Source organism: Micromonospora sp. NPDC049559, from assembly GCF_040676675.1.
Lineage (GTDB): Bacteria > Actinomycetota > Actinomycetes > Mycobacteriales > Micromonosporaceae > JBFAPK01.
Genome location: NZ_JBFAPK010000013.1, coordinates 37,601 through 64,555, shown reverse-complemented (window position 1 = coordinate 64,555; position 26,955 = coordinate 37,601). Strand labels below are relative to the sequence as shown.

General features: G+C 74.4%; 27 protein-coding genes. 11 read left to right on the top strand and 16 right to left on the bottom strand.

Annotated elements, in window-relative coordinates:
- Nucleotides 1-51: 51 nt before the first annotated feature.
- Nucleotides 52-2,091, bottom strand: coding sequence for a threonine--tRNA ligase (gene thrS / locus AB0J86_RS16610; RefSeq protein WP_363857853.1), 2,040 nt, complete (start codon nt 2,089-2,091; stop codon nt 52-54).
- Between the two features lie 117 nt (nt 2,092-2,208).
- On the opposite strand from thrS, the gene AB0J86_RS16605 reads away from it, so the two are divergent.
- Entirely contained in the window at nt 2,209-3,351 is a 1,143-nt protein-coding gene (locus tag AB0J86_RS16605; RefSeq protein WP_363857851.1) for a class I SAM-dependent methyltransferase, read from the top strand.
- Nucleotides 3,352-3,468: 117 nt separating this feature from the next.
- Here the strand turns inward: AB0J86_RS16605 and AB0J86_RS16600 are convergent, their stop codons facing one another.
- Nucleotides 3,469-4,386, bottom strand: coding sequence for an ADP-ribosylglycohydrolase family protein (locus AB0J86_RS16600; protein ID WP_363857849.1), 918 nt, complete (start codon nt 4,384-4,386; stop codon nt 3,469-3,471).
- A gap of 231 nt (nt 4,387-4,617) precedes the next feature.
- Here AB0J86_RS16600 and AB0J86_RS16595 point away from each other — a divergent pair, with 231 nt between their 5' ends.
- From AB0J86_RS16595 to AB0J86_RS16585, 3 genes are all read left to right on the top strand, one after another.
- The gene (locus AB0J86_RS16595) at nt 4,618-5,307 is read left to right on the top strand and encodes a response regulator transcription factor (protein ID WP_363857848.1); all 690 of its coding nucleotides are present in this window, start codon (nt 4,618-4,620) and stop codon (nt 5,305-5,307) included.
- Nucleotides 5,308-5,336: 29 nt separating this feature from the next.
- A complete protein-coding gene (locus AB0J86_RS16590) occupies nt 5,337-6,728 on the top strand; it encodes a HAMP domain-containing sensor histidine kinase (RefSeq protein WP_363858016.1) in 1,392 nt (463 codons plus the stop codon).
- A gap of 467 nt (nt 6,729-7,195) precedes the next feature.
- Nucleotides 7,196-7,924 (top strand): hypothetical protein, encoded by a 729-nt coding sequence (locus tag AB0J86_RS16585; protein ID WP_363857846.1) that lies wholly within the window; start codon nt 7,196-7,198, stop codon nt 7,922-7,924.
- Here AB0J86_RS16585 and AB0J86_RS16580 read toward each other — a convergent pair.
- Nucleotides 7,905-8,933, bottom strand: coding sequence for an adenosine deaminase (locus AB0J86_RS16580; RefSeq protein ID WP_363857844.1), 1,029 nt, complete (start codon nt 8,931-8,933; stop codon nt 7,905-7,907). The genes AB0J86_RS16585 and AB0J86_RS16580 overlap by 20 nt on opposite strands.
- A gap of 9 nt (nt 8,934-8,942) precedes the next feature.
- Complete coding sequence (locus AB0J86_RS16575; RefSeq protein WP_363857842.1) at nt 8,943-9,728, bottom strand: trans-aconitate 2-methyltransferase; 786 nt, start codon at nt 9,726-9,728, stop codon at nt 8,943-8,945.
- Between the two features lie 99 nt (nt 9,729-9,827).
- On the opposite strand from AB0J86_RS16575, the gene AB0J86_RS16570 reads away from it, so the two are divergent.
- Nucleotides 9,828-10,811 carry an aldo/keto reductase gene (locus AB0J86_RS16570; protein WP_363857840.1) on the top strand — a complete coding sequence of 328 codons (984 nt, stop codon included), beginning with the start codon at nt 9,828-9,830 and terminating at the stop codon, nt 10,809-10,811.
- A 125-nt stretch (nt 10,812-10,936) separates the two neighbouring features.
- A complete protein-coding gene (locus AB0J86_RS16565) occupies nt 10,937-11,146 on the top strand; it encodes a hypothetical protein (protein WP_363857839.1) in 210 nt (69 codons plus the stop codon).
- 324 nt (nt 11,147-11,470) lie between these two features.
- Here AB0J86_RS16565 and AB0J86_RS16560 read toward each other — a convergent pair whose 3' ends face one another.
- The 9 genes from AB0J86_RS16560 to AB0J86_RS16520 all read right to left on the bottom strand — a co-directional run bounded on the left by AB0J86_RS16560 (nt 11,471) and on the right by AB0J86_RS16520 (nt 17,911).
- Complete coding sequence (locus AB0J86_RS16560; RefSeq protein ID WP_007075740.1) at nt 11,471-11,674, bottom strand: cold-shock protein; 204 nt, start codon at nt 11,672-11,674, stop codon at nt 11,471-11,473.
- 240 nt (nt 11,675-11,914) lie between these two features.
- Nucleotides 11,915-12,619 (bottom strand): LppX_LprAFG lipoprotein, encoded by a 705-nt coding sequence (locus AB0J86_RS16555; protein WP_363857837.1) that lies wholly within the window; start codon nt 12,617-12,619, stop codon nt 11,915-11,917.
- Nucleotides 12,620-12,660: 41 nt separating this feature from the next.
- Nucleotides 12,661-12,930, bottom strand: coding sequence for a DUF4235 domain-containing protein (locus AB0J86_RS16550; protein ID WP_363857835.1), 270 nt, complete (start codon nt 12,928-12,930; stop codon nt 12,661-12,663).
- Nucleotides 12,927-13,370, bottom strand: coding sequence for a DUF3618 domain-containing protein (locus AB0J86_RS16545; protein WP_363857834.1), 444 nt, complete (start codon nt 13,368-13,370; stop codon nt 12,927-12,929). The genes AB0J86_RS16550 and AB0J86_RS16545 overlap by 4 nt, the downstream gene beginning before the upstream one ends.
- Nucleotides 13,367-13,804: a phage holin family protein gene (locus AB0J86_RS16540; RefSeq protein ID WP_363857832.1), complete on the bottom strand. Its 438-nt coding sequence runs from the start codon at nt 13,802-13,804 to the stop codon at nt 13,367-13,369. The genes AB0J86_RS16545 and AB0J86_RS16540 overlap by 4 nt, the downstream gene beginning before the upstream one ends.
- A 142-nt stretch (nt 13,805-13,946) precedes the next feature.
- The gene (locus tag AB0J86_RS16535; protein WP_363857830.1) at nt 13,947-15,047 is read right to left on the bottom strand and encodes an S-(hydroxymethyl)mycothiol dehydrogenase; all 1,101 of its coding nucleotides are present in this window, start codon (nt 15,045-15,047) and stop codon (nt 13,947-13,949) included.
- A gap of 147 nt (nt 15,048-15,194) precedes the next feature.
- Entirely contained in the window at nt 15,195-16,391 is a 1,197-nt protein-coding gene (locus AB0J86_RS16530; protein ID WP_363857828.1) for a mechanosensitive ion channel domain-containing protein, read from the bottom strand.
- A gap of 224 nt (nt 16,392-16,615) precedes the next feature.
- Nucleotides 16,616-17,437 carry a DUF1206 domain-containing protein gene (locus AB0J86_RS16525; protein WP_363857826.1) on the bottom strand — a complete coding sequence of 274 codons (822 nt, stop codon included), beginning with the start codon at nt 17,435-17,437 and terminating at the stop codon, nt 16,616-16,618.
- 144 nt (nt 17,438-17,581) lie between these two features.
- Nucleotides 17,582-17,911 carry a hypothetical protein gene (locus tag AB0J86_RS16520; protein WP_363857825.1) on the bottom strand — a complete coding sequence of 110 codons (330 nt, stop codon included), beginning with the start codon at nt 17,909-17,911 and terminating at the stop codon, nt 17,582-17,584.
- A gap of 100 nt (nt 17,912-18,011) precedes the next feature.
- Here AB0J86_RS16520 and AB0J86_RS16515 point away from each other — a divergent pair, with 100 nt between their 5' ends.
- A complete protein-coding gene (locus AB0J86_RS16515) occupies nt 18,012-19,226 on the top strand; it encodes a cysteine desulfurase-like protein (protein ID WP_363857823.1) in 1,215 nt (404 codons plus the stop codon).
- A 149-nt stretch (nt 19,227-19,375) separates the two neighbouring features.
- Nucleotides 19,376-19,654: a GNAT family N-acetyltransferase gene (locus AB0J86_RS16510; protein WP_363858014.1), complete on the top strand. Its 279-nt coding sequence runs from the start codon at nt 19,376-19,378 to the stop codon at nt 19,652-19,654.
- 10 nt (nt 19,655-19,664) lie between these two features.
- On the opposite strand, the gene AB0J86_RS16505 is transcribed toward AB0J86_RS16510, so the two are convergent.
- Complete coding sequence (locus AB0J86_RS16505) at nt 19,665-21,116, bottom strand: PLP-dependent aminotransferase family protein (RefSeq protein ID WP_363857821.1); 1,452 nt, start codon at nt 21,114-21,116, stop codon at nt 19,665-19,667.
- A gap of 82 nt (nt 21,117-21,198) precedes the next feature.
- Here AB0J86_RS16505 and AB0J86_RS16500 point away from each other — a divergent pair, with 82 nt between their 5' ends.
- Entirely contained in the window at nt 21,199-22,344 is a 1,146-nt protein-coding gene (locus AB0J86_RS16500) for a monodechloroaminopyrrolnitrin synthase PrnB family protein (RefSeq protein WP_363857819.1), read from the top strand.
- A gap of 60 nt (nt 22,345-22,404) precedes the next feature.
- Here the strand turns inward: AB0J86_RS16500 and AB0J86_RS16495 are convergent, their stop codons facing one another.
- Nucleotides 22,405-23,181 carry a DUF6042 family protein gene (locus tag AB0J86_RS16495; RefSeq protein WP_363857817.1) on the bottom strand — a complete coding sequence of 259 codons (777 nt, stop codon included), beginning with the start codon at nt 23,179-23,181 and terminating at the stop codon, nt 22,405-22,407.
- 67 nt (nt 23,182-23,248) lie between these two features.
- Complete coding sequence (locus tag AB0J86_RS16490; protein ID WP_363857815.1) at nt 23,249-24,763, bottom strand: glycoside hydrolase family 3 protein; 1,515 nt, start codon at nt 24,761-24,763, stop codon at nt 23,249-23,251.
- A gap of 158 nt (nt 24,764-24,921) precedes the next feature.
- Between AB0J86_RS16490 and AB0J86_RS16485 the strand changes: the two genes are divergently transcribed.
- Both AB0J86_RS16485 and AB0J86_RS16480 read left to right on the top strand, forming a co-directional pair.
- A complete protein-coding gene (locus tag AB0J86_RS16485; protein WP_363857813.1) occupies nt 24,922-25,056 on the top strand; it encodes a hypothetical protein in 135 nt (44 codons plus the stop codon).
- Between the two features lie 250 nt (nt 25,057-25,306).
- On the top strand, nt 25,307-26,839 hold the full coding sequence (locus AB0J86_RS16480; protein ID WP_363857812.1) for an RtcB family protein: 1,533 nt from the start codon (nt 25,307-25,309) through the stop codon (nt 26,837-26,839).
- Nucleotides 26,840-26,955 lie beyond the last annotated feature (116 nt).

Sequence of the window (26,955 nt, the reverse complement as noted above, 5' to 3'; positions counted from 1 at the left end):
TGCCCGTACCGCCGAGGCCGGCCCGCGTACGTGGGCCGGCCTCGGCGGGGGTCACGCCTCCGCGGCGGGGCCGACGTTGGTGCGCGAGCGCACCACCTCGACCACGTGCGCCACGGCCTCGGCCAGCGGTACGCCGTTGCGCTGCGATCCGTCGCGGTAGCGGAACGACACCGTGCCGGCCTCGACGTCGGCGTCCCCGGCGATGGCCATGAACGGGATCTTCTGCTGCTGCGCGGTGCGGATCTTCTTCTGCATCCGGTCGTCGGAGCCGTCGACCTCGGCCCGGATCCCCTCGGCGCGCAGCGTCGCCACGAAGGCGTCCAGGTACGCCGCGTGGTCGTCGCGGATCGGGATGCCGACGACCTGCACCGGGGCGAGCCAGGCCGGGAAGGCCCCGGCGTAGTGCTCGGTGAGCACCCCGAAGAACCGCTCGATCGAGCCGAAGAGCGCCCGGTGGATCATGACGGGCCGCTGCCGGCTGCCGTCGGCGGCCTGGTACTCCAGCCCGAAACGCTCCGGCTGGTTGAAGTCGACCTGGATGGTGGACATCTGCCAGGTCCGGCCGATCGCGTCCCTGGCCTGCACGCTGATCTTCGGACCGTAGAAGGCCGCGCCGCCCGGGTCGGGCACCAGGTCCAGCCCGGAGGCCTCGGCCGCGGTGCGCAGCGCCTCGGTCGCCTCGGCCCAGTGCTCCTCGGAGCCGATGAACTTCGGCGAGTCGTCGCGGGTGGACAGCTCCAGGTAGAAGTCGTCCAGCCCGTAGTCGCGGAGCAGGTCCAGCACGAACGTGAGCAGGGTGGTCAGCTCGCCGGCCATCTGCTCCCGGGTGCAGTAGATGTGCGAGTCGTCCTGGGTGAGCCCGCGCACCCGGGTCAGCCCGTGCACCACGCCCGACTTCTCGTACCGGTAGACCGTGCCGAACTCGAACAGGCGCAGCGGCAGCTCCCGGTACGACCGCCCGCGTGCCCTGAAGATCAGGTTGTGCATCGGGCAGTTCATCGCCTTGAGGTAGTACTCCGCGCCCTCCAGCTTCATGGCCGGGAACATCGTGTCGGCGTAGTACGGCAGGTGGCCCGAGGTCTCGAAGAGGTGCGCCTTGGTGATGTGCGGGGTGTTGACGAACTCGTACCCCGCCTGCTCGTGCCGCTGCCGCGAGTAGTTCTCCAGCTCGCGCCGGATGATCCCGCCCTTGGGATGGAAGACCGCGAGCCCCGAGCCGATCTCGTCGGGAAAGCTGAACAGGTCCAGGTCGGCACCGAGCTTGCGGTGGTCGCGGCGGGCCGCCTCCTCCAGCAGCCTCAGGTACGCCTTCAGCTCGTCGCGGGTCGGCCAGGCCGTGCCGTAGACCCGCTGCAGCTGCGGGTTGCGCTCGCTGCCCCGCCAGTACGCCGCCGCCGAGCGCATCAGCTTGAACGCGCCGATCAGGCGGGTGTTCGGCAGGTGCGGGCCCCGGCACAGGTCCGACCAGCAGACCTTCTCGCCGCTGGCGTCGAGGTTGTCGTAGATGGTCAGGTCGCCGGCGCCGACCTCCATCACCTCGCCCGCGTCGAGACCCTCACCCGCCTGGCCCCCGGCGCCCTTGATGTCGATCAGTTCGAGCTTGTACGGCTCGTTGGCCAGCTCGGTACGGGCCTCCTCCAGGCTGTCGAAGCGCCGCCGCCGGAACCGCTGCCCCGACTTGACGATCTCCTGCATCCGCTTCTCGAGCCGGGCCAGGTCGTCGGGCTGGAACGGCTTGTCCACGTCGAAGTCGTAGTAGAAGCCGTTCTCGATCGGCGGGCCGATGCCGAGCTTGGCCTCGGGGAAGACGTCCTGCACGGCCTGGGCGAGCACGTGCGCGGTCGAGTGGCGCAGCACGTTGAGCCCGTCCGGGGAGTCCAGCGGCACCGGCTCGACGGCGGTCTCCCGCTCGGGCACCCAGTCGAGGTCGCGCAGCCGCCCCTCGGGGTCGCGGACCACCACGATCGCCTTCGGGCCGGCGCTGGGCAGGCCCGCCGCGGTCACCGCCTCGGCCGCCGTCGTCCCGGCCGGAACGACGACCGGGTCGCCACCCACGACGGACGGGCCTGACGGGCGCTGCGGAGCGGACACGCTGAACTCCTTCAATAGGGACAAACCGGGCAGAGCCCGGAACCTCGGGCCCTCCGATGCTATCGGTCTCCGTTTCTACTGCTGCCGCCGACGCGACCCCGGCGATAGATTGGCGCCGTGGCAGCCTCGCAACTGGTCAACGCCCTGCAGCGCAGGTACGACACATTCTTCGCCACGCGACCGGCAATGCCGTTCGCGGTGGCCACCGTCGGTACGCCGGCCCACACGTTCGGCAACGGCACCCCCCTCTTCACCATCACCGTCCGTGACCCCCGCGGCGCCAAAGCGCTCGCCGCGCTCGACCAGCTCGGCGTCGCCGTGGCGTACCTCCAGGGCTGGCTCGACGTGGACGGCGACCTCGCCGCGGCGCTCAAGATGCGCGCCTTCTTCCGCGACTTCCACCCCGCCGCCTTCGTCGGCCGCTTCCTGCCCGCCCTCTGGCGCGGCCGGAAGGAGGACGACCGGCGCACCATCTCCCACCACTACGACGAGGACTCCGACTTCTTCCTCACCTTCCTCGACACCCGGCACCGCTGCTACACCGAGGGTGTCTTCGCCCGGGACGACGAGCCCCTCGAAGACGCGATGACCCGGAAGATGGACCTCGCCCTGGAGGCGATCGGGGTCGGCCCGGGCGACCGCGTGCTGGAGGTCGGCGGCGGCTGGGGCGCCTTCGCCGAGCACGCCGCGCGGCGCGGCGTACGGGTCACCACCACCACACTCTCGGTGGAGTCCGAACGCTTCCTCACCGACCTGTTCCGTCGCGAGGAGCTGCCGGTACGGGTGGTCCGGCAGCACATCTTCGCGTACCGGCCGGACGAGCGGTACGACGCGATCGTCAACATGGGCGTCACCGAACACCTGCCCGACTACCGCACCACCCTGCGCAAGTACGCCGAGCTGCTGCGCCCCGGCGGGCGGGTCTACCTGGACGCGCTGGCGATGCGCCGCAAGCACATCGCCTCGACCTTCATGAAGCGCTACATCTACCCCGGCGCCTCGGCGCCGCTGCTGCTGCACCAGTACCTGCGCCAGGTCGCGCGCTCGCCGTTCGAGCTGCTCAGCGTGGAAGACGACCGGCACAACTACTACCTGACCTGCCGGGAGTGGGCGCGCCGGCTGGACGAGCGGCGCGACGAGATCGTCCGGCGCTGGGGCGAGCCGCTCTACCGCCGGTTCCGGCTCTTCCTCTGGGGCTCGGCCGCCGGCTTCGACACCGGCCTGGTCCAGGCGTACCGCTGGGTGCTCCGCCTGCCGTAGCGCGGCCTCGGGAGGGCCCGCCGCGCCGGCGACGGGACCTCCCGACGGCCCGGCCCCGGCCGAAACCGTGGCCCACAGCCGGCCGGGATCGTGCTTCGCGGCCTCGGGAGTCGCGGCTCAGCCGAGCCAGGTCGGGAGCGGTTCGCGGGCCTCGATCCAGTCGGCCGGCACCCCGCCGGGCGTACCGACGCCGGTGTACGCGGCCACGATCCCGCCCGCGATCGCCGCCGTGGTGTCCACGTCCCCGCCGGCCTCGACGCAGGCGCGCACGGCGGCCGGGTAGTCGGCCAGGTGCCGGGCGGCCGCCCAGAGCGCGAACGGCACCGTGTCCGGCGCGGTGACCCGCCCGCCGTTGCCCAGCTCCCGCGCCGCCTCCGGCACCGGGCGGTCGAGCAGCCCGATCGCCCGGTCGATCCCGGCGCGCACCGCGCCCGCCGGGTCGAGCACCGCCGCGACCGCGGCCAGCAGCCGGTCCGGGTCCGGCCGGTCGCCGGAGAGGCGCGCGCCGGCGGCCCGCGCCGCGGCGACCGCCACCGCCACCCCGCCGGCCACCCCCTCCGGATGCGCGTGGGTGACCTCCGAGGCGACGGCCGCCTGCGCCGCGGCCCGGGCGGGCGAGTCGGCGAGGTACGCCCCGAGCGGGGCGATCCGCATCGCCGCCCCGTTGCCGTACGAGCCCTGCCCCGCGAAAACGGAGACGGAGGCGACCGGCCAGGGCGTGCCGGAGCGGATCAGTTCGAGCAGCTCCACCGCGCCGGCACCGTACCGCCGGGCCGGGTCGTACCGGTTCGCGAAGCTCGCGGCCAGCTCGTCGGGGTCGACGGCGCCCCGCCGGGCAAGGACGGCCAGCACCGAGCACGCCATCTCGGTGTCGTCGCTCCACTCCCACGGGGGTTCGGGCAGCTCCTCGCCCCACCCTCCCGTACCGCGCCCCGGCCGGAAGTACCGACCGCCGAGCGCGTCGCCCACGGAGAGACCGGCCAGGCTGTCCCGGGCCAGGGCGAGCCGGGCGTCGTCGACGAGTACGAAGGTCATGACCCGGTGAGCATGCCCGCTCGCCGTCACCCCGCGCAACGCGCTTCCGCGCGCCGGCACCGCCACCCGCCGGCACCGCCGGCACCGCGTCCGGTCGGGGCGCCGAGCCGCCCCGCCCAGGGGGCCGAGCCGCCGCTCGACGCCCGGCGGCGGCCGCCTCGACGCGAGGCGGCGAATTTCGGCACACGGGTGGGGCGGGCTTCCGCTTGCCAGGGGCAGTACCGTGCTGGGGTGGCCACGGTGCTTTTGGTCGAAGATGACCATGTCGTACGCGGTGCGATGCTACGTTCCCTGGCCGACCGCGGTCACGCCGTGCACGCGGTCGGCACGGCGCTCGACGCCCTGCGGCGGGTGGCGGCCGAGACACCCGACCTGGTCGTGCTCGACCTCGGGTTGCCGGATCTCGACGGCGCCGACGCGCTGCGGATGCTCCGCGGCATCACGGACATACCGATCATCATCGCCACCGCCCGGGACGACGAGCAGGCGATCGTACGGCTGCTGCGCGCCGGCGCGGACGACTACATGGTCAAGCCCTTCACCGGCGCCCACCTGGACGCCCGGATCACCTCCGTGCTGCGGCGGGCCGGCCGGGCCAGCCGCAGCGTGCAACCCGCGGTGCACGAGGTCGGCGGCCTGCGGGTCGACGTCGGCGAGCGCAGCGCCCACCTCGACGGGGTGCCGCTGGCGCTGACCCGCAAGGAGTTCGACCTGCTGGCGTATCTCGCGGCGCGGCCCGGCCGGGTAGTGTCCCGCCGGGAACTCTTGGAGGAGGTATGGCGTCAGCCATCGGTCGGCGAGGACCAGACCATCGACGTACATCTTTACTGGCTGCGCCGCAAGCTGGGCGAGTCCGCGGCGAAGCCGCGCTTCCTGCGCACCGTGCGGGGGGTCGGGTTCCGGTTGGTGGTACCGGACTGAGGTTGGCGCTGGCCTATCTCGGGGCCGGCATGACCTCGATCGTCGCCCTGGTCTTCCTGATCCCGCTCGGTCTGACGCTCCAGCAGGACGCCCGTGAGCAGGCGCTCGCCGACGCGGCCCGGCGCACCGCGCTGGTCGCCGGGGTGCTCGGCGTCAGCGCCGACCCGAACGCGGTCCGGCGGGCCATCGACGCCACCGGGATCGACCCGGGGCGTCGGCCGGTCGTACACGGGCTGGCGACCGGCGGGCAACCGCGCGCCCGCGCCCGGGACGTGTCCCGCGCCGCCGAGACCGGCCGGCCGCTCGTGGCCGACGTCCCCGGCGGGGTGGTCCGGCTCGAACCGGTCGGCGCCGGCGGCCGGACGCTGGTGGTCGAGGCGTTCGTCGACGACGCGGCGCTGCACGCCGGCACCGGCGGCCGGTGGCTCATGCTCGGCGCGATCGCGGCCGGGCTGGTGGTCGCCTCGGTGATCGTCGTGGACCGGCTCGCCGCCCGCGCGGTCGCGTCGGCGCGCGAGCTGGTGCGGGCCGCGATGGCCGTCGGCGACGGGGACCTCGGCGTCCGCGTCCAACCGAGCGGCCCGCGCGAGCTGGCCGAGGCCGGGTACGCCTTCAACCGGATGGCCGACCGGCTGGTGACCTCGCGTACCGACGAACGGGAGCTGGTGGCCGACCTGTCGCACCGACTGCGCACCCCGCTGACGGTGCTGCGCCTCGACGCCGACGCGCTGGACTCCGACGACACCAGCGTCGGCTCGTTCAGCGAGGCCGAACTCGACCGGCGGCGCACCATCCGCCGGATCCGCCAGGCGATCGTGACGCTGGAGGGCGAGATCGACGTACTGATCAACACCACCCGCAAGACCGTCGCGCAGGAGGCCGAGCCCGGGGTCTGCGACGTCAGCGAGGTGGTCCGGGACCGGATGGTCTTCTGGGCGGCGCTCGCCGGCGACCAGAACCGCTCGTACCAGGTCAGCGGCGCGCAGCTGCGGATCCCCGTACCGGTCCCCCGCGCCGAACTCGCCGCGGCGCTGGACGCGGTGCTCGGCAACGTCTTCCGGTACACCCCGCAGGGCACCGCGTTCGAGGTCGCGGTCTCCCGCCGCGACGGCTACATCGCGATCCGGGTGGACGACGCGGGGCCGGGCATCGCCAACCCGGACCGGGCCCTGCGCCGGGGCGCGAGCGATCAGGGCTCGACCGGGCTCGGACTGGACATCGCCCGCCGGGTGACCCGGCAGGCGAACGGTTCGCTGAGCATCGACCGGGCCCGGCTCGGCGGCGCCAGCGTGGTGATGCTGCTCGCCGACCCGGAGGCCGCCCCGCGCCAGGTGAACCGGTTCGGCCTGGTCGGCCGCCTGGCCCGGGAGCGCGAGACCCGCTCGCGGCGCTGGTCCCGCCCGCGCCCGTCGGAGAAGTGACGGTCCGGACCGGGCCGCCGGGCGAACGGCAAGAGAGCTTCAAGTTCGCCTTAGGTCTGGGTTAACGCGGGTCGCGGCCGGGCCCGGCGGTGGCAGCATCGGAGGGGATCCCAACCAGTTCCGCCGGATTATCGCCCACAGATCCCATCCGGTCCGGCGGAGGCGTGCGCGCGGCGGGAGCCGGTCCCCCCACACTTGCCTTCCCGCCGCGCGCGCCCGGACGCGAAGGAGGCGCGGGACGACAGCACCGGCCGATCCTCCCCGGTCGGCCCATCCGGCAACGACCCCCTAACGGGGGGCTGCGCAGTAATCGACATCGCGCGATACTGGCAGGGCCCCGGCACCCGTTCGCTCCGGCTCGTCCGCGGCGGCCGTGACGCCGGACCCGTTGCCCCACGTCACTGGCCCGGCGCGGCCGCCCGCAGCACCCCGCGCCGGGCCAGTCACGTCCCCACCCGAGGTGCTGCATGACCGCTCCGTCCCGCCACCGTGGCCTGCCGGCCGCCTGGATCCGTACCGCCCCGACCGGGCTGGCCCGCCGCGCCGCGCTGCTGTTCGCCGCCGTGGTCGCGCTGCTCACCGCCGCCGGCGCACCGGCCTGGGCGCACGACGGGTTGCGGCTGACCATCCAGCACGACGGGCGCGGCTCGGTGTGGGTCGCCGTGGCCTGGGACGACGGCCACGAGGTCACCGAGCCGGTCGGCGCCACCTTCACGGCCCGGGAGTCCCAGGGCCGCACCGTCACTCCGCAGCCCATGCGCACCGCGGGCTCGTCCGGCTCGGTGGTCTACACCGGCACGCTGCCGCCGGGCCGCTGGACGGTCGACGTCGAGGTCGCGACGCCGGGTGCGGTCTCCTGCGCGGCGGTGCTGGTGGTCGGGCCGGACGCGCCCGCCGAGTCGCTGCCCTGCGACGGCGCGCCACTGGCCGCCTCGGGCGCGCTGGGCGGCACCGGTTCGCTGCTGGTGGCCGGCCTGCTCGCCGTGGGTGCGCTGGTGCCGATCCTGCTGATCGTGCTGGCGCTGCGGCGCACCCGCACCGGGGCCTACCCGGCGGGCAACTCCGAGCCGGCCGAGGCCGAGACCGCCGCGACCGAGCCGGCCGAGCCCGGGGCTGCCGAGGCTGCCGGGCCCGAGCCGGTCGAGGCCGGGACCGTCCCGGCCGGGGAGGGCGCGGTCAGCCGGCGAGAGCCGTGACCGCGTACGCGTCGAGTTCGGCGTGCAGCCGGGCCCGCTCCGGTTCGTCCAGGAAGGACGCCTCGATCCCGTTGCGGGCGAGCTGGAGCACCTGCTCCGGACCGGCGCCGAGCAGCCGCGCGGCGACGGCGTACTCGTTGTTGAGGGTGGTACCGAACATCGGCGGGTCGTCGGAGTTGATCGTGACGAGGACCCCCGCCTCGACCATGGTCGGCAGCGGATGCTCCTCGATCGTCGGTACCGCCCGGGTGCGCACGTTGGAGGTGGGGCAGACCTCCAGGGCGATCCGCCGTTCGGCCAGGTACGCGAGCAGTTCGGGGTCGCGTACCGCCGAGGTGCCGTGTCCGATCCGCTCCGCGCCGAGTTCGCGCAGCGCGTCCCAGATGGTCTCCGGTCCGGTGGTCTCGCCGGCGTGCGGTACCGAGCGCAGTCCCGCCGCCCGGGCCTTGTCGAAGTAGGGCTTGAACTGCGGGCGGGGCACCCCGATCTCCGGGCCGCCCAGGCCGAAGCTGATCAGCCCGTCGGGCCGCTCCTCCAGGGCGACGCGCAGCGTCTCCTCGGCGGCGGGCAGCCCCGCCTCGCCGGGGATGTCGAAGCACCAGCGCAGCCGGATGCCGAAGTCCGCCTCGGCGCGGCGGCGGGCGTCCTCGATCGCCTCGCAGAACGCCGGTGCCGGGATACCCCGGTGCACGTGCGAGTACGGGGTGACGGTCAGCTCGGCGTACCGGACCTGCTGCGCGGCCAGCTCGCGCCCGATCTCGTGGGTGAGCAGCCAGACGTCCTCCGGGTCGCGGATCAGGTCCACCACCTGGAGGTAGATCTCGATGAAGTGCGCGAAGTCGCGGAACTCGAAGAACCGTGCCAGCGCCTCCGGGTCCGCGGGCACCCGGGTGCGACCCTCGTGCCGGGCGGCCAACTCCGCCACGATGCGCGGCGAGGCGGAGCCGACGTGGTGCACGTGCAGCTCCACCTTGGGCAGTCCGGCGATGAAGGCCGACAGGTCGGTCACGGGTTCTCCCTAGGATCGGGCGCCGGTACGGGCGACACAGAAGACACGGCGGAACGGAAAGTACACCTGCCCGGCGCGGACGGGGTACGCCTTTTCGAGCCGGTCGCCCAGCTCGGCGCGGAACTCCGCCCAGTCCGGGCCGTCGCCGAGCGCGGAGCGTACCGGCCGCAGCGCGGTCCCCTCCATCCAGCGCAGCACCGGGTGGTCGATCACGTCCCGGGCCGGCAGCAGGTGCACGTAGGTAGTTTCCCAGGCGTCCACGGCGCACCCGGCACCGACCAGCAGCTCGGCGTAGCCCGCCGGGTCCCGGACCGGGTCGTCGCGCAGCAGGTCGGCGACCCGGTCCCGCCAGCGCGGCAGCCGGGCGACGTCGCGCAGGGCGCGATGTGAGGGGGCGTCGAAGTTGCCCGGCACCTGGAGCCCGAGCCACGCCCCGGCGGGCAGTTCACGGGCCCAGCGCGACAGCAGCGGCTCGTGGCCGGGCACCCACTGGAGGACGGCGTTGGTGACCAGCACGTCGGTCTCCGGCGTCGGCGACCAGTCCCGTACGTCACCGACGGTGAAGTCGACCGCGCTTCCCCGCGCCACCGCCCGCTCGATCATCTCGGGCGACGAGTCCACGCCCCGGACGCGGGCGTCCGGCCAGCGGGTGGCGAGCGCGGCGGTCAGGTTGCCCGGGCCGCAGCCGAGGTCCACGACCTCCCGGGGCCGGTCGGCCGCCACGCGGGCCACCAGGTCGAAGAAGGGGCGCGAGCGCTCGTCGCCGTACCGCAGATACGTTGCCGGGTCCCACATGCCAGCTCCCAAACCGTACGTACGTCTTGCTGGGACGATACCGGCGGGCCGGGACGGCGCACAAGTCGGGGCCCGAGCCCACAAGTTAGGCTCCTCCCCGTGGAGAAGCGACGTTTTCCCCGGCTGGGGCGTGAGGTCGGCGTGATCGGTCTCGGCGCCTGGCAGCTGGGTGCCGACTGGGGCGAGGTCAGCGAGGAGACGGCCACGTCGATCCTCGCGGCGGCGGTCGAGTCCGGCGTGACCTTCATCGACACCGCCGACGTCTACGGTGACGGGCGCAGCGAACAGCTCATCGGCCGGTTCCTGCGCGAGCACCCCGACGCCGGCCTGACCGTGGCGACCAAGATGGGCCGGCGCGTCCCGCAGACGCCCGGGGCGTACACGCTCGACAACTTCCGGGCCTGGACCGACCGCTCCCGCGCCAACCTCGGCGTCGAGGCGCTGGACCTGGTGCAGCTGCACTGCCCGCCGAGCCCGGTGTTCGTCACCGACACCGTCTACGACGCGCTCGACACGCTGGTCGAGGAGGGGCGGATCAAGGCGTACGGAGTGAGCGTGGAGACGGTCGACGAGGCGCGCGCCGCCATCGCCCGTCCCGGCGTGGCCAGCGTCCAGATCATCCTCAACGCCCTGCGGCACAAGCCGGTGACCGAGGTGCTGCCCGCCGCGGCCGAGGCCGGGGTCGGCATCATCGCCCGGGTCCCGCTCGCGAGCGGCCTGCTCTCCGGCCGGTACGACGAGCACACCACGTTCGCGGCCGACGACCACCGGACCTACAACCGGCACGGCGAGGCGTTCGACGTGGGCGAGACCTTCTCCGGGGTCGACTTCTCCCTGGGTCTCCAGGCGGTCCGCCGGCTGGCCCCGCTGGTGCCGGAGGGGGCGACCATGGCGCAGTTCGCCCTGCGCTGGATCCTCGACCAGCCCGGCGTCACCGTGGTGATCCCCGGCGCCCGCAACCCCGAGCAGGCCCGGGCCAACAGCGACGCGGCGGCGCTCGCCCCGCTGCCGCCGGAGGCGCTGGCCGAGGTGGCCGCGGTCTACGACGAGCTGATCCGGCCGCAGGTGCACCACCGCTGGTGACCCGCCGGCGCCGGCCGGCTCCCGTCGCGGATGGCGCGGACCGGGCCCGGCCGGCGATCCGGGCGAGGGACCGGACCGGCGCGCCGGTCCGGTCGGGCGTCCCCGTGCAGTCGGAAGGAGAAGACGTGTCGAGGAGTTGGTTGGCGCTCACACTCGGGCTGCTCGCCATCGTCGTGGGTGCCGTGTGGACGCTGCAGGGCCTCGACTACCTGACCGGCAGCGCGATGAGCGGGCAACGTTTCTGGGTGGTGGCCGGTCCGGTGGTGGTGCTGGTCGGGCTGGTGGCGGTCGGATTGGGGCTGCGGGCGCGGCGTCGGCGTACCCCGTCAGGGTGAATCCGGACGGTTTCGTAACGTAACGGGCGCGCCCGGGGCAACGTTCGATGCGACGCGACGTACACCGGACCCGCGCCCGTCACGACAGCGAGCATCCACCGCGACACCGGGAACGTCCGCCGCGACAGTGGGCGAGCGCGCGGTGACGGTCGGCATGATTCCGCGGTCGCGACGCGGGCATCGCATCGACCCCACGACGGCGGCGAGCCCCGCGTCCCGGACGGGGACACGGGGCTCGCCGTGGTACCTGAGCTCGTGGTCTTACCGCAAGTCGTGGTACCTGGAGCGGTTCGGTGCCGGCGTGGGCCGCCGGCCGTCAGCGGATCAGATGGGGCGGACCTGCTCGGCCTGCGGACCCTTCTGACCCTGGGCGATCTCGAACTCCACCCGCTGGTTCTCCTCCAGCGTGCGGTAGCCGCTGGTCTGGATGGCCGAGAAGTGGACGAACACGTCAGCACCCCCGCCGTCGACGGTGATGAAGCCGAAGCCCTTGTCTGCGTTGAACCACTTCACGGTTCCCTGCGCCATGTGTATCTCCTTCTAAAACTGGCGGCCGAGCACGCCGTGCGGCCGATTGGCCGTTTTCGAGCAGCGGCGCCTGAGTCCGCCCCCACCAAGGAGACTTCTCTCAAACCACGCCATCTCGCAACAGCGTGGAAAGCAAACCACGTACGCAAAAACTTCGCACAGCCTACCCGACGAAATTCTCCGACATGTGACCTGAGGCGGCACCACCATCCGCCCGGCGGTACCGCCAAAGCGGACCGCTCAGGGCTTGACGACGGTCACCGGCGCATCGAAGTCGGAGAAGGTCACGGTGACCTCACCGGACTGTCCCGGTACCGCGAACCGGGCCTGGTGCAGCAGGCGCCGGTCGGTGCCGACCCAGAGCGTGCCGGTGGCGTCCGAGCTGAGCCCGGGGACCAGCACGGCGAGCCCGGCGCCGGCGAGCGTGCCGCGAATCCGGTAGGTCGGCACCCCGCCCAGCTCCTCGCGGGCCTCCGTGGTCCCGTGGGCGGTACCGACCAGTCGGGCGAGGCCGCGCTCGGGCGAGAGCAGCGCCGACGGGTCGTAGACGGCGGCGGCCGCGGCGAGCGGGAGGCGCTGCCAGCCGCCGGCGGCCAGGCCCTTGACGTACAGGTCGGGGGGCTTGACGACGAACGACAGGTCCGAGGCGACGCCGGTCTGGTCCAGCCGCACCTTGCCGTCGGCCTCGCCCGCGGCGGTCACCCGCCCGCTGGCGGAGCGGATCCCGAGCAGGTCGCCGCCGTTGGTGCTGATCTCGAAACGTACGGTCCGAAGGTCGCGCAGCTCGGCCGCGGCCTCCCGCAACAGCCCGTCGGCCGGCGGGAGCTGTCCCGCCGAGCCGCTCGGTCCCGCGCTGGCCGGGGGCCGGGGTTCGCGACCAGTGCAGGCGGTGAGGGCGGTCAGGAGGAGGAGCAGGGCCGCGGCGAACGTGAGGGGTCGGCGCATAGGCGGGAGCCTACCGAGCCCGCACCGCCGACGGTTCGGCGTCAGCCGGGCCAGCGGCCGGTCAACCGCCGTACGGTGACGGCGCCGCCCCGGTCGACGGCGGCCCGGACGACCGCGAAGATGGCGCCCTGGAGCGCGGCGGCGGCGATGATCTCGGCCCAGTGCCGGTCCTCGTCGGTGGCGTTCGGGGCGTCCCCGTCCCCGGTCAGCCGCCAGACCTGTCGGAAGAGGGCGCCGGCCAGCAGGCCGGCCCCCATCCCGAGCAGCAGCCCCACCGGCTTGTACGCGATCATGCCGCGCCCGTCGCTCATCTGCGTCTCCCCCGCCACACCAGTACCGCCACGAGGGCGGCGACGGCCCCCGCGCCGACCGCGGCCAGCGGGACGCGGTACGTCCGGACGGTCCGGCCCAGCCCGGAACCCGAGCCACGTACCGAGGCCATCGCCTGTCCCGCCTGCCGCTGCATCCGCTGCGCCGCCTGTCCGGCCTGCCGCTGCACGCGCTGGGCCGCCTCGCCCGCCTGCCGCTGCACGCGCTGCGCGGCCTCACCCGCCTGCTGCTGCACCCGATGCGCCGCCTCACCCGCCTGCTGCTGCATCCGCTGCCGGGTCTGCGCGGCCGATCCCTTGACCCGGGACTTGACGTCCATCTTCGCGGCCAGCGCCTCGACGGTCTCGCCCAGTTCGGCGCGGGTCTGCTGGATCTCGGCCCGGAGCGCCTCGCGGTCGCCCGCGCCGTTGGTCGCGGTCACGACCGGCCCCGGTGGTCCCGCACCGCGGCGGCCAGCGTCTCCACGTCGGCGCGTACGCCCTCGGCCGCCGCGAGCGGCACCGGCGGTACCGCCCGTTTCACCTGCTGGCGGCCGACCAGCGCGAAGACGCCGGCCAGCAGGAAGAGCAGTCCGGCCACGATGAGCGCCGACGCCCAGGCCGGCAGCACCAGCGCGAGCAGCAGCACGGCGGCGGCCACGAGCGTGCCGAGGCCGAGCACGGCCAGCACCCCGCCCCCGCCGAAGAGTCCCACCCCGAGCCCGGCGTGCTTGCCCTTCTCGGTCAGTTCGAGCCGGGCCAGGGCCAGCTCGTCGCGGACGAGCCGGGAGATCTGCTCGCTGGCGCGCTGGATCAACTCCCCGGTGGACTGCTGCGCGGCGGGCCGGGCCGGGCCGCCGTTCACGACGTCGGCCATCGTGTCCTCCTTTCCGTACCCCCGCGCTGTATGCCCCGACTTCGCACCGGTCAATCCTCGAACCGGGCGCGAACCGGGGAGCGAGCGGCGGGGCCACCGGCGGCGGGATCGCTGCGCGCCGCCGGCGGTTCCCGGTCAGGTCTCAATCCTCCGGCCGCTCCAGCAGCACCACACTGCGGAGCACGCCTCCGTCCCCCATCCGGGTGAACGCCGCCTCCACGTCGCCGAGCCCGATCTCCTCGGAGACGAACCGGTCCAGCGGCAGCCGGCCCTGCAGGTGCAGGGAGGTCAGCGTCGGGAAGTCCCGTTCCGGCAGGCAGTCGCCGTACCAGGAGGACTTGACCGCGCCGCCCCGGCTGAAGACGTCGAGCAGGGGCAGTTCGAGGGTCATCTCGGGCGTCGGCACGCCGACCAGGACCACGGTTCCGGCGTGGTCGCGGGCGTAGAACGCCTGGCGGAACACCTCCGGCCGGCCGACCGCGTCGATCGTGACGTCGGCGCCGTCGCCGCCCGTGAGCGCGCGGATCGCCTCGACCGGGTCCTGTTCCCGCGAGTTGACCGTGTGCGTCGCACCGAACGCGCGCGCCAGCTCCAGCTTCCGCTCGTCGATGTCGACGCCGATCACGGTGGTGGCGCCCGCGAGAACCGCGCCGGCGATGGCGGCGTCGCCCACCCCGCCGCAGCCGAAGACCGCCACCGAGTCGCCGCGCCCGACCGCGCCGGTGTTCATCGCGGCGCCGAGGCCGGCCATCACGCCGCAGCCGAGCAGCCCGGCCACCGCCGCCGGTACCGCCGGGTCGACCTTGGTGCACTGGCCGGCCGCGACCAGCGTCTTCTCGGCGAAGGCGCCGATGCCCAGGGCCGGCGACAGCGGCGTACCGTCGGCCAGGGTCATCGGCTGCCGGGCGTTGTGCGTGGCGAAGCAGTACCAGGGCCGCCCCCGGCGGCAGGAGCGGCAGCGGCCGCAGACGGCCCGCCAGTTGAGCACGACGAAGTCGCCGGGGGCGACCTGGTCGACGCCGTCCCCGACCGCCTCCACCACCCCGGCGGCCTCGTGGCCGAGCAGGTACGGGTAGTCGTCGCCGATCCCGCCCTCGCGGTAGTGCAGGTCGGTGTGGCAGACCCCGCAGGCGGCGACGCGGACCAGCGCCTCACCGGGGCCCGGATCGGGCACGATGATCGTTTCTATGGTGACGGGCTGGCCCTTCTCGCGGGCGACGACCGCGCGGACGGAACTTGGCATCCTGGCGCACCTCCGGTCGGCAGTGACGGACGTCACTGATCCCAGTGCACTCCGTCCTACCAGGAATCCGCGCCTGAGCCTAGGGCGGCGCCCGAACCGAGGTCCGGTGTCAGCGGGGCGCGTCGACCGGCTCGCCCGGGCCGACCGTCAGCGGGGCGCGTCGACCGGCTCGTCCGGGCCGACGAAGGCGGTACCGCGCGCCTCGCCGTCGTCGCCGCCGCCGAAGACCCGCGCGTCGTCCGGCACCTCGTGCTCGGTCGGCCGCCGGGCCGGACGGCGGGGCTGGACCCACTGCCAGGCCAGATGGCTGGACGCGTCCCCGACCTCGGCGCGCATCCGGGGCAGCGCCGTGGGCCGCTGGTCCCGGATCCAGCCGACCAGGTGCTCCCGGATCAGGCAGCGCAGGTCCCAGAGGCTCGGCGCGTCCGGCGCGCTGACCAGTGCCCGTACCCGGACCAGCCCGCCGACCGCGTCGGTGACCTGGAGTACGCAGACCCGCCCGTCCCACAGGTCGCTCCCCTCGACCGCCCGGCGCAGCTCCTCGCGCATGGCCTGTACCGGCACCGACCAGTCGACGTCGAACTCGGCCGTACCGAGCACGGCGGACTGGGTACGGGTCCAGTTCTGGAACGGCTTGGTGGTGAAGTACGAGGTCGGCAGCACCAGCCGCCGGTCGTCCCAGATCTGCACCACGACGTAGCTGAGCGTCAGCTCCTCGATCCGTCCCCACTCCCCCTCGACCACGACCACGTCGTCGAGGCGTACCGCGTCGCTGAAGGCGAGCTGCATGCCGGCGAAGACGTTGCCGAGCACGCTCTGCGCGGCGAGCGCGGCGACCGCACCGATCACCCCGGCGGAGGCGAGCACGCTGGCCCCGATGCCGCGTACCTCGGGGAAGGTCATCAGCATCACCCCGACGGCCAGGATCGCGGTGGCCGCGATGGTGAGCCGGCGCAGGATGCCGATCTGCGTCTTGATCCGCCGGGCCTGGCGGTTGTCCGGAACGTCGGTGCGGAACCGGGCGAGCGCGGTGTCCTCGGTCACCAGCAGCAGCGACGCGGCGAAGCGGGCGGTGGTCGCGATCACCGCGAGCAGGAGCACGTGCAGCAGGGCCCGGCGCCAGGACGTACCGACGGCGTAATTGGTGCTGAACCGGACGGCGAAGTGGACCGCGACGACCGTGGCGGCCACCTGGAACGGCCGGTACGAGTGGTCGGAGAGTTCGGCCAGCAGCAGCGAGCGCCGGCCGAACGACTTGACCACCCGGTGCACCACCTCCACCACGATCAGCGCGATCGCCGCGGCCGCCAGCGCGAACACGATCGTCCAGAGGTAGCTCTGCACCGGGTCTCTCCCCCTCGCCGGACCGGCACGTCGTCCGTGCGCACCCGCGAGCCGGTCCGACCGGGTGCGCCGTGGGCAAAGGCCCAATGATCCGCGACTTTGCCGGCAGCGGCCAGGCTAAACCTGCCGTCGCCGACGAAGGACGGCTCGGTGCCGGGCCGCGACGGGGCCCGCGCCGAGTCGGCACTGGCCCGGACGAGCCTGGCAGCCCCGAACGAACTGCCCTAAACCCGCCGATACCTCGCCTGGACGAAGCAGAACAGAGCGAACGCGGCGATACCGAGCGCCACGAGCGTGAGCAGGATCGCACCGTACGACTGCTCGCGCAGGGTGTGCAGCGCCGTGTCGAGCCCGCGCGCCTTGTTCGGCTCGTACCGCGCGGCGGCGACCACCACGAGCAGCCCGGCGATGCCGTACGAGACACCCTTGGCCGCGTAGCCGGCGATCCCCGAGCGGCGGCTGAGGGTACGCACCGACGGGCTCATCCGGCCCGTCTCCAGGTGCTTCTCGAAGCGCTTGAGCACCCCGTACACGACCAGACCGATGCCGAGGGCGGCGAGCCCGACGCCGACCGCCCCGACCAGCCAGCGCCCGCCGGAGGCGCTCATCAGCCGCTCGGAGAGCGCCTGCTGCTTCTCCGCGCTGGAGGGCCCGGCATGGTCGAAGACCTGGTAGGCGGTCCAGGCGAACCACAGGTAGACGAGGGTACGGCCGGCCGAGGCGACCCGTTCGGCCGCGCGCTCGGCGCCCCGGTCCTCCCGGTGCCCGGTGGCGGCCTCGACGGCCTGCCAGATCGCCATCGCGACCAGCCCGACCGCGATGGCGATCACCAGGAACCGGCCCAGCGGCTGCGCCGCGAGGGTGAGCAGCGCGCCGGACTGGTCCCCCTCGTTCGCCGGCCGGCCGAAGGCGATCTGCAACGCCAGCCACGCGAAGAGCAGGTGGACGATCCCGTAGCCGACGAAGCCGGCCCGGGCGAGATTCTTGAGTACGTCGCTGTGGGCGGCGCGGGCGGCGGTGGCCTCCGCGTGGCGGGTGACTGACATGGCCTGTCAAATCACCGGAAGGGAAGGTCGCCAAACGTGGGCCACCGCCGCGAGGGTCGCGGCTGCGGGTCACGACCGCCGGGTCAGAGTCGCCGGGTCACGGCCGCCCAGCGGGTCCTTCGCCCGCCGGAGCGGGCCGCCGGGTCACGGCCGGGCGATCCGGACCACCACCTGGTCGTCCGTGACGCTCTGGACGGTCACCAGCATCCCGCCCACGTCGGCGCCCTGCTGGCCGACGGTGAGGCCGAGCTGCTCGCCGGCGACCTCCACGGTCACCACGTCGCCGTCCACACCCACCAGTCGGGCGTCCACGCCGAGGATGCTGGCCCGGGCCTCGACGCCCCGGTCGAAGGTGACGGTGCACTGGTCGATTCCGCAATCGGTGGAAGCACCTTCGGCGCTGCAACCGGCCAACAGGGCCGTGCCGAGGGCCAGACCGGCGACGAGGCCGGCGGCGCGACGGGCGATGGTCATCGGGGGGTACGTTCCTCGATTTCTCACCTTCGCAACGATACGAGACGGATGCCCGTCCCCGGCAATCATGGATCCGCGCCGGGCCCAGTAGGGTGCGCCCATGCCGTTCGACATCACCCGCGTCCGGGCCGCCTACCCCGCGCTCGCCGAGGGCTTCGCGCACTTCGATGGCGCGGGCGGTACCCAGGTCGCCGCCGGCGTCGCCGACGCGGTCGCCGAGACCATGCGCGGCGCCGTCGCCAACCGCAGCACCGCCTACCCGCCCGGCCGGCGCGCCATCGAACTGGTCGCCGCCGCCCGGCACGCGGTGGCCGACCTGCTCGGCGCGGTACCGGAGGGGGTGGTGCTCGGGGCGAGCGCCACCGCGCTGACCTACACGGTCGCCCGTACCCTGTCGCGCGACTGGCGGGCCGGCGACGAGGTGGTGCTCTCCCGACTGGACCACGACGCGAACGTACGGCCGTGGGTGCAGGCCGCCGAGGCGACCGGGGCGGTGGTGCGCTGGGCCGAGTTCGACCCGGAGACGGGCGAGCTGCCCGCCGCCCAGTACGCCGGGCTGGTCGGTCCCCGGACCCGGCTCGTCGCGGTCACGGCGGGCAGCAACGCGATCGGCACCGCGCCGGACCTGCCGGCGATCGCCGCGGCGGCGCACGCGGCCGGGGCACTGGTCTACGTCGACGGGGTGCACGCCACGCCACACGGCCCGACCGACGTCGCCGCGCTCGGCGCCGACTTCTACGTGACCAGCGCGTACAAGTGGTCCGGGCCGCACCTGGCCGCGGTCGTCGCCGACCCGGCCCGCTGGGAGGGGCTGCGTCCGGCGAAGCTGCTGCCCTCACCGGACTCGGTACCGGACCGGTTCGAGGCCGGTACGCCCAGCTTCCCGCTGCTCGCGGGCGTGCGCGCCGCCGTCGACCACCTCGCCGGGCTGGACCCGGCGGCGACCGGGGACCGGCGGGCGCGGCTGCTCGCCGGCCTCGCCGCCGCCCGCGCGTACGAGCTGGACCTCTTCGACCGGCTGCTCGCCGGCCTGGCCGCCCGGCCCGGGTTGACCGTGTACGGCGCCGCCGCGCGCCGCTGCCCGACGGTGTCGTTCCGGGTCGACGGCCAGCCGCCCGCGCGGACCGCCGCCCTCCTCGGCCAGCAGGGCGTCTGCGTCTCCAGCGGCGACTACTACGCCTACGAGTACTTCCAGCGGATGGGACTGCGCGACAGCGGCGGGGCGGTGCGGGCCAGCCTCTACCACTACAACACCGCCGAGGAGGTGGACCGGCTGCTCGCCGCCCTGGACCGGATCACCGCCCCGGTCGCCTGAGCCGGCCGCCGCCCGAGCCACCCCGGTCGCCCGAGCCGGACCGGTCGCTGAGCCGGCCCGGTCGCCCGAGCCGGCGCGGCCCGGGGGAGCCGCGCGGCGCGCCCCGATTCCGGCGGCGCGCCCGGGCGGTACAGAATGGGGCCGTGAACATGCTGGTCGAGGACAACCCGGCGCAACGGCGCTTCGAGATTCTGGTCGACGACAGTCTGGCCGGTTTCGCCACCTACCAGTTGCGGCCCGGCGTCGTGGTCTTCATCCACACCGAGGTCGACTCCGCCTTCGAGGGCAAGGGCGTCGGCTCGGCGCTCGCCAAGGGCGCCCTCGACCAGGTACGCGAGCGGGGCGAGCGGGTGATCGCCCGCTGCCCGTTCATCGCCGCCTACATCGAGCGGCACCCCGAGTACAGCGACCTGCTCGTCACCGAGTAGGCCGCCCCGGTCACCGCAGCACGGCTCCGATCCGCCGCGCCGCCTCGCGCAGCCGGTCCGGCGGGTGCGCGGCGTACCCGAGCACGAGTCCCGGCGGGCCGCCGCGCTGGCGGTGCCAGGAGAGCGGGTGGACCAGGACGCCCGCCGCCCGGATCCGCTCGGCGAGTTCCACGTCGGCGACGTCGCCTGGTGCCTCCGGCAGCGTGAGGAGCAGGTGGAGCCCGGCGGCGACGCCCCGCACGCACGCCCGGGGCAGGTGCTCCCGGAGCGCGGCCAGCAACGCGTCCCGGCGGGTCCGGTGGCGGGCACGGACCAGCCGGACGTGCCGGTCGAGTTCGCCGGTGGCGATGAGCCGCGCGAGCACCAGCTGCGGGATGGCCGGGCTGCCCAGGTCGCTGGCGTGCTTGGCGGCGACCAGGTCCGCGTGGAGCCGGCGGGGCGGGATCAGCCAGCCGAGGCGCAACCCCGGCGCCAGCGTCTTCGAGGTGCTGCCCGTGTACGCCACCGCCTCCGGCGCCGACGCCTGCAACGGCGGCACCGGGGCCCGGTCGTAGCGGTACTCGGCGTCGTAGTCGTCCTCGACGACCAGCCCACCCGCCGCCGCCCACGCCAGCAGGGCGCGGCGACGCTCCGGTGCCAGGACCACCCCGGTCGGGAACTGGTGCGCGGGGGTCAGCAGCGCCGCGCCGAGGCCGGTACGGGCCAGCTCGTCGACCCGCAACCCGTCCTCGTCCACCGGGACCGGCACCGGTTCGAGACCCCAGTGGGCGAGCTCGTCCCGAGCGCCCCGGGACCCCGGATCCTCGACCGCGACGCGGGACGCCCCGGCGGCCGTGAGCCGCTGGGCGAGCAGCGCGAGCGACTGGGCCACCCCGGCGACGATGATGATCTCGTCCGCGCCGGCGCGGACGCCCCGCACCCGGGCGAGCCAGCCGGCCAACTCCTGCCGGAGCCGGGGCGCGCCGCGCGGGTCGCCGTAGCCGAGGTCGGACGCGCCTGCCCGGTCGAGCACCGCCCGCTCGGCGCGCAACCACATCGCCCGGGGAAACGCGGTGAGGTCCGGCACCCCCGGGGAGAGGTCCAGCTCGACCGGGGTGACCGGCGGCGGCAGGGGCAGCGGCGGGGACATCGCCCCGGTGGCCGAGCGGCCGGCGGGCGGTGCCGGTGGCGGCGCCGGTACGGGCGGCCTGGCCAGCGGGGTCACCACCGTGCCGGCGCCGGTCCGGGCCCGCAGCAGCCCCTCGTCGCCGAGGCGGCGGTACGCCTCCACCACCACGCCGCGCGACACCCGCAGGTCGTCGGCGAGCACCCGGGTGGCGGGCAGCCGGGCACCGGAGCGGAGCCGACCGTCGGCGATCGCGGTACGCAGCGCGGCGACGAGCCAGTCGGTCAGCCCCTTGGGCGGCGCGGCGGCCGGGCGCAGTTGCAGGAAGTCGGCGCCTCGCGACGCGTCGGGCGCCATGGCATGCCTCCGCGATTGGTCCACTTGGCAGCCCGTCGGATGGTCCTGGAACCGGACCACCGGGGCGTCGAGCATGGTAGCCGTGACAGACAGCGACTCCGCCATCGAGCGGTTCCACCGGTGGCTCCGGCACGAGTTCGTCGGCCTCAACACCGAACTGGAGAAGGTCTACCTCTCGGCCGGCGGGCAGCCCGAATCCGGCCGGCCGGAGCTCGACGGCCTCCGGCACGCGCTCGCCCGGGGCGGCGCGGACCTGGTCGGCCGGATCCGTGCCGACGCGGTGCGGGCCGACGCGCGGCAGCGGTACCTGCTCCTCGGCGCGATCGGGTTCCACCTGGCGGCCTGCCACCGGCACGGCGTGGACGTGCCCGCCGCCGAACGGACCGAGGCGCTGGCCGACCGGCTGGGCGCCTCGCTGGGTGTGGCGCCCAGGTACGTCTTCGCCCACCAGTCCCGGTACGGCTACCGCACCTTCACCTCGCTCCCGGACGAGCACGCCTTCGTCGCCGGCAACGGGCTCGGCGTGCTGGCGTACGACCGGGCCGCCCGCGCGCTGCGCGCCGTACCGGCGGTCGGCATCTCCAGCCCGCTCGCGGGGTACCTGCTGCGGGACGCCGCCGCGGCCCTCGCCGACGTGCTGCGCTTCCACCAGGAGCTGGCCCGTACGCTCGACGCCGACGTCTTCTACCACCACATCCGTCCGTACTACCTGCCCTACCGGGTGGGCGGGGTCGAGTACCGCGGGGTGAACGCCGGAGACTTCGCGGCGATCAGCGAGATCGACCTGCTGCTCGGGCTCTGCGCGGCGGACGACCCGTTCTACCGCCGGGTGCTGGACGAGAAGTACCGCTACGTCCCGCCCGAGGACCAGTCCGCACTGCGCTCCGTCGTCACCGAGGAGTCCCTGCTGGAGCTGTTCCTCCGCGAGGCGGCGGCCGGCGCGGTCACGCCGGGGCTGCGGGCCAACGCCGGCGCCTTCCTCGCGGTCTGCCGAGCGCACGGCGCGGCGTACGCGTACCACCACCACCGGCTGGTCAGGCCCTTCCTGGCGGAGCCGGCGCGGGGCGCCCCCGCGGTCACGGCCAGCGGGCCGCCCCTCGACGTGGTCGTCCGCCTGCTGGGTCGCCTCGCCGACCTGCGCGCGGCCCGGGACCGGCCGGGAGCACCACCGACCGCGCGCGCCGCGATCGACCGGCTCCGCGCCCTGCTGGACCCCGCCGAACCGTGACGCGGGCGCAGCGGGGTGGTTGAGCCGGCCCGCCGCTGGCGAGCCTGCTCGACCACCCGCTCAGACCGCGTGCTCCGGCGCCGGCAGCTCGGCGAAGGGGAAGCGCTGCTGGAAGTCGGGCCAGGGCACGCTCAACCGCAGCCGCCCGTCGGCGCCGACCTCCTCGACCCGCAGCTGGGCGAGGTCACCGAGTTCGCCGAGCGAGCGGTGCACCTCCTCGACGGCGACACCGGCCAGGGCGGCGAGGCTGGCGGCGGTGGTGCCGAGCACCCGACGCCGCCACCGCCGCCGGGTCCGCTCGGCCAGCCGCCGTACCGCTATCGCGACCAGGACGGTGCGGTCGTCGCGCTGCGCGCGCTCCTCCAGTTCCCGTTCCTCCGCGGTGAGCGGCAGCACGTCCAGCGGGTCCCGGTCGAGCCTCGGACGCACCAGCGGGTCACCGTCCTCGCCGTCGGTCAGCTCGAACAGGCCGAGCGTGGCGAGGCAGCTGAGCAGCTCGCGCACGCTGTGCGGCACCGGTACGCCGGCGCGCCGGCACATCTCCCCGAAGAGTTCGATGCGCTCGGCGCGGACCCGGACCATCCAGTCGTAGTGCTCGCGGGCGTGCAGCTCCGCATGCGTGGACTCGCGGCGGGGCTGGCGGCGCTGCGCCCGGCGTACCCAGTCGTCGACGTCGCCGGGGTCGCACCAGAGGACGTCGTCCCAGGGCACCACGCCGTCCCAGTCGGAGCGGTGGAACGGCAGTTGGTCGGGGATGACGGTCAGGTAGGTGAAGGCGCACGGCAGCCAACGGATCCAGGACGGCATCAGGGGGGCCCGCTGCCAACGACGGCTCACCGCAGAGACGATACCGCGACAGGCCGTGCACGTGGGGGCACCGATGGTAATGATTGTCGATCTCTACTCATCGACCGGCGAGAATTTCCGCGGCGGCCCGACCACCCGCCCGGCTCGCCCCGTACGTGGCGATGTGGACGGTGCCGGCGATCCGCTCGGGCACGCCCAGCTCGACCACGACGGCGTCCGGCCGCACCCCCAACGCGCGCGCGACCGCGCCGGCCATCCAGTCGTGCCGGTGCAGGTCCCGCACCACGAGCACGAGCGGACGCCCGCGCGCCGGTCCCAGCAGCGCCGGCGGCAGGTCACCGTCGGCGGGCAGGTCCGCGGCGGCGAACCGTACCGTGGTGGTCCCCGGCAGCAGCGCGGCGAGCGGGTCGCCCACACCCCACGGCGTGTCCGAGCCGGTCGCGATGTTGTGCGGCGGCGCGAACTCCACCACGTGCGCGGGCCCGGTCAGCGGCAGGGCCGTGGCACCGTCGGCGGCCCGGGTGAGGCGCACCGCCCGACGCGCCGCGTCGACCCCGATCGGTGACCCGTCCGGGTGCGCGCCCGGCCACTGCGGTCGCCGGCCGCGCGCCTGCACGGTCCAGGCCGCCAACTGGCCGACCCGCTTGGCGGCCTCGACCAGCCGCTCCTCGGGCAGCCGGCCGGCGACGACGGCCTCCACGATGCCGTCGCGCAGCAGCCGGGCCGACTCCTCGTCGGCGTGCTCCCCGCCGACGCAGATCGCGTCGGCACCGGCCGCGATGGCCCGTACGGTGGCGCCGGCCAGGCCGTACCGGTGGGCGACCGCCTGCATCTCGATCCCGTCCGTGATCACGACGCCCTGGAAGCCCAGTTCCTCGCGGAGCAGCCCGGTCAGGATCCGCCGGCTGAGCGTGGCCGGCAGCTCCGCGTCCAGCGCGGGCACCAGCAGGTGCCCCGTCATGATCGCCTGCGCGCCCGCCTCGATCGCGGCGCGGAACGGCAACAGCTCGGTGCTGGCCAGCTCGCCCATGGTCGCGCCGATCCGCGGCAGGTCGAAGTGCGAGTCCGTGCTGGTGTCGCCGTGCCCCGGGAAGTGCTTGGCGCAGGCCGCGACCGCGGCGGACTGCAATCCCCGAACCCAGGCGGCGGTGTGCCGGGCGACCAGGCCCGGCTCGGCGCCGAAGGACCGTACCCCGATGACCGGGTTGTTCGGGTTGGAGTTGACGTCCGCGTCGGGGGCGTAGTTCAGGGTGACCCCGGCCGCGGCCAGCTCGGCGCCGAGGTCGGCGGCGACCGCCTCGGTGAGCGCGGGGTCGTCGATGGCGCCCAGCGCCAGGTTGCCGGGCCGGGAGCTGCCGAGCCGGGACTCGAACCGGGTGACGTCGCCGGCCTCCTCGTCGATCGCGACGAGGACGTCGGGCCGCTCCGCCCGTAACGCCGCGGTGAGCTCCCCCACCTGCTCGGCATCGCGGACGTTACGGGCGAAGAGGGCCACCCCGCCGAGCCCCTCGGCGAGCCAGCGGAGCACCCAGTCGGGCGGACTGGTGCCTTCGAAACCCGGCTGCAGCACGGCCGCGGCCAGGCTCGACAGTTCGCCCGTCGGAGTGCTCATTCCCCCGTACCCCCCGGTACTAGATCCATATTGGACAGCGGCCACGGCCAGGGTGGCGGCGGCTGCATGCCATGGTCACACCGGCACCTTAAATAGTCAATAAACCTTTCTATTACCCACCGTCGCGCCGGAGCGGCTGGGCGTGCGAAGGTGCGGGAATGCATCAGCTCGTCACGGCCGCCGAGGACACCAGTTGGTACGACATTCCGGGGGTACGACTCGTCGGCGCGGTACTCGGCGCGCTGCTGCTGCTCGCCGCGATCCGGTCGATGTTCGGCAGGGGCGGGCGGTAGTCCGGCGTCTCAACCCGTCGCCGTATGGCGGCGGACGGCGGACCGGTGAAACCAGTCGCGCGGCGCCCGGTCGATCTCTATCCTCGAACGGACCTCGCGGCTGCTGAACCGTCAGGCACAACCGGATACCGGCGGGCCCGTCCCGCGCCTCCGCACGCGACGGATCGCGTGTCGATGCCGCCCGCCCGGGTTCCCCGCCTCGTTCCACCGGCATCTCCGCTCGACAGCCACGAGAGGTCTGCGCACTCCCATGCCCCATGGCAAGACGTCCCACCCCAGGCGTCCGGATCCGCGTCTGGTCCGTACCGACGAGTCCTGGCTCACCCTGCCCAACCCGGCCGGCGTTCCGGTCGAGATCTGCGCCGGTCCCGACGTACCGGTCGAACCCGCCGCGATCGACGAACTGCTCACCCTCCTGGAGACCGCCGACACGCTGCGGGCCTTGGCCGACGCCACCCCCGGTCTGGCCGTCGAACCGCGCATCGAGCGGGTCGTCGGTACGCCCGACTTCCACAAGGGCGCCGGCATCCCGATCGGCACCGTGCTGCGTACCGAGGGCGCGCTCGTGCCGCAGGCCGTCGGCAACGACATCAACTGCGGCATGCGGGTGGAGGTCACCTCGCTCACCGTCGAGCGGGTCCGCCCCCACCTCGACCGGCTCGAACGGCGGCTGAGGCACCTCTTCTTCGAGGGCGGCCGGCGGATCGGGCTGACCGCCGTGCGGCGTGAGGCCCTGCTCCGCGACGGCCTGCCCGGCCTGCTCGACGGCGGCGCCCCGGCCGGCGCCGAGGGTGCCTGGCGGCAGGTGACGCCGCAGGACGCCGAGGGGCTCGACACCGGCCTGCACGCCGCCGCGTACCCGGCCGACTCGGCCGACGGGTTCCGCGACTGGATCACCAGCGGCGGCGGAACCAGCTTCGACAGCATCATCGGCAGCATCGGCGGAGGCAACCACTTCGCCGAGTTGCAGTACGTTTCCGCCGTGCACGACGGACCAGCCGCGTACGCCTGGGGGTTGGCCCCCGGCCGGATAGTGCTGATGGTGCACAGCGGCTCCCTCTCGCTCGGGCACCAGGCCAACGCCACCGGCCAGGACCAGGCCCGGGCGGCCTGGCCCCGGGGCGTACCGATGCCGGCGAACCGGATCCTGCCGATGCTGCTGGACGAGCGGGGCGCCACCGCCCGGGCCAGGTACCTGACCGCGCTCGCCAACGCGGCGAACTTCGCCGTCGGCAACCGGTTCTTCCTGGCCATGATGCTGCGCGCGGGGCTGGCCGACGTCGCCGGCGAGCTGCGGTCGCGGCTGGTGTACGACGCACCGCACAACCTGCTCTGGCCCGGCGCCGACGGCGGGGTGCTGCACCGCAAGGGCGCCACCCCGGCGGGCGGGCCCGGCGAGGGCGGCCACGTGTGGGGCGAGCCGGTGATCGTACCGGGGTCGATGGGCGCGCCGAGCTACCTGCTCCGAGGGCTGGGTAACGCCCGCTCGCTGGGCAGCGCCTGTCACGGCGCGGGTCGCAGCGTGCCGAGGGGCGCGGCGGCCCGGGGCGGCGATGCCGAACTCGACGCGTTCCTGCGCGAGTTCCGGGTGGTCACCCCGCTCAACCATCGCGACCCGGCGGTCGCCGCCCGGCACGACGTGCTCGAGGCGTGGCGCCGGGACCTCAAACAGGAGGCGCCGTGGGCGTACAAGGAGGTCGGCCCGGTGGTGCGGAGCCTGCGGCACGCGGGGGTGGCCCAACCGGTCGTCGAGCTGCGTCCGATCATGACGGTGAAGGGCTGAGCGTCGCGTCACCCACTGCCGGTACGGCTCGGCCGCCACCGCGACCCCGTCGTGGGGTGCGCCGGCACGTGCCGCGACCACTCGGCCCCGGCGCCCGACCCTATGTAGAGAACAGG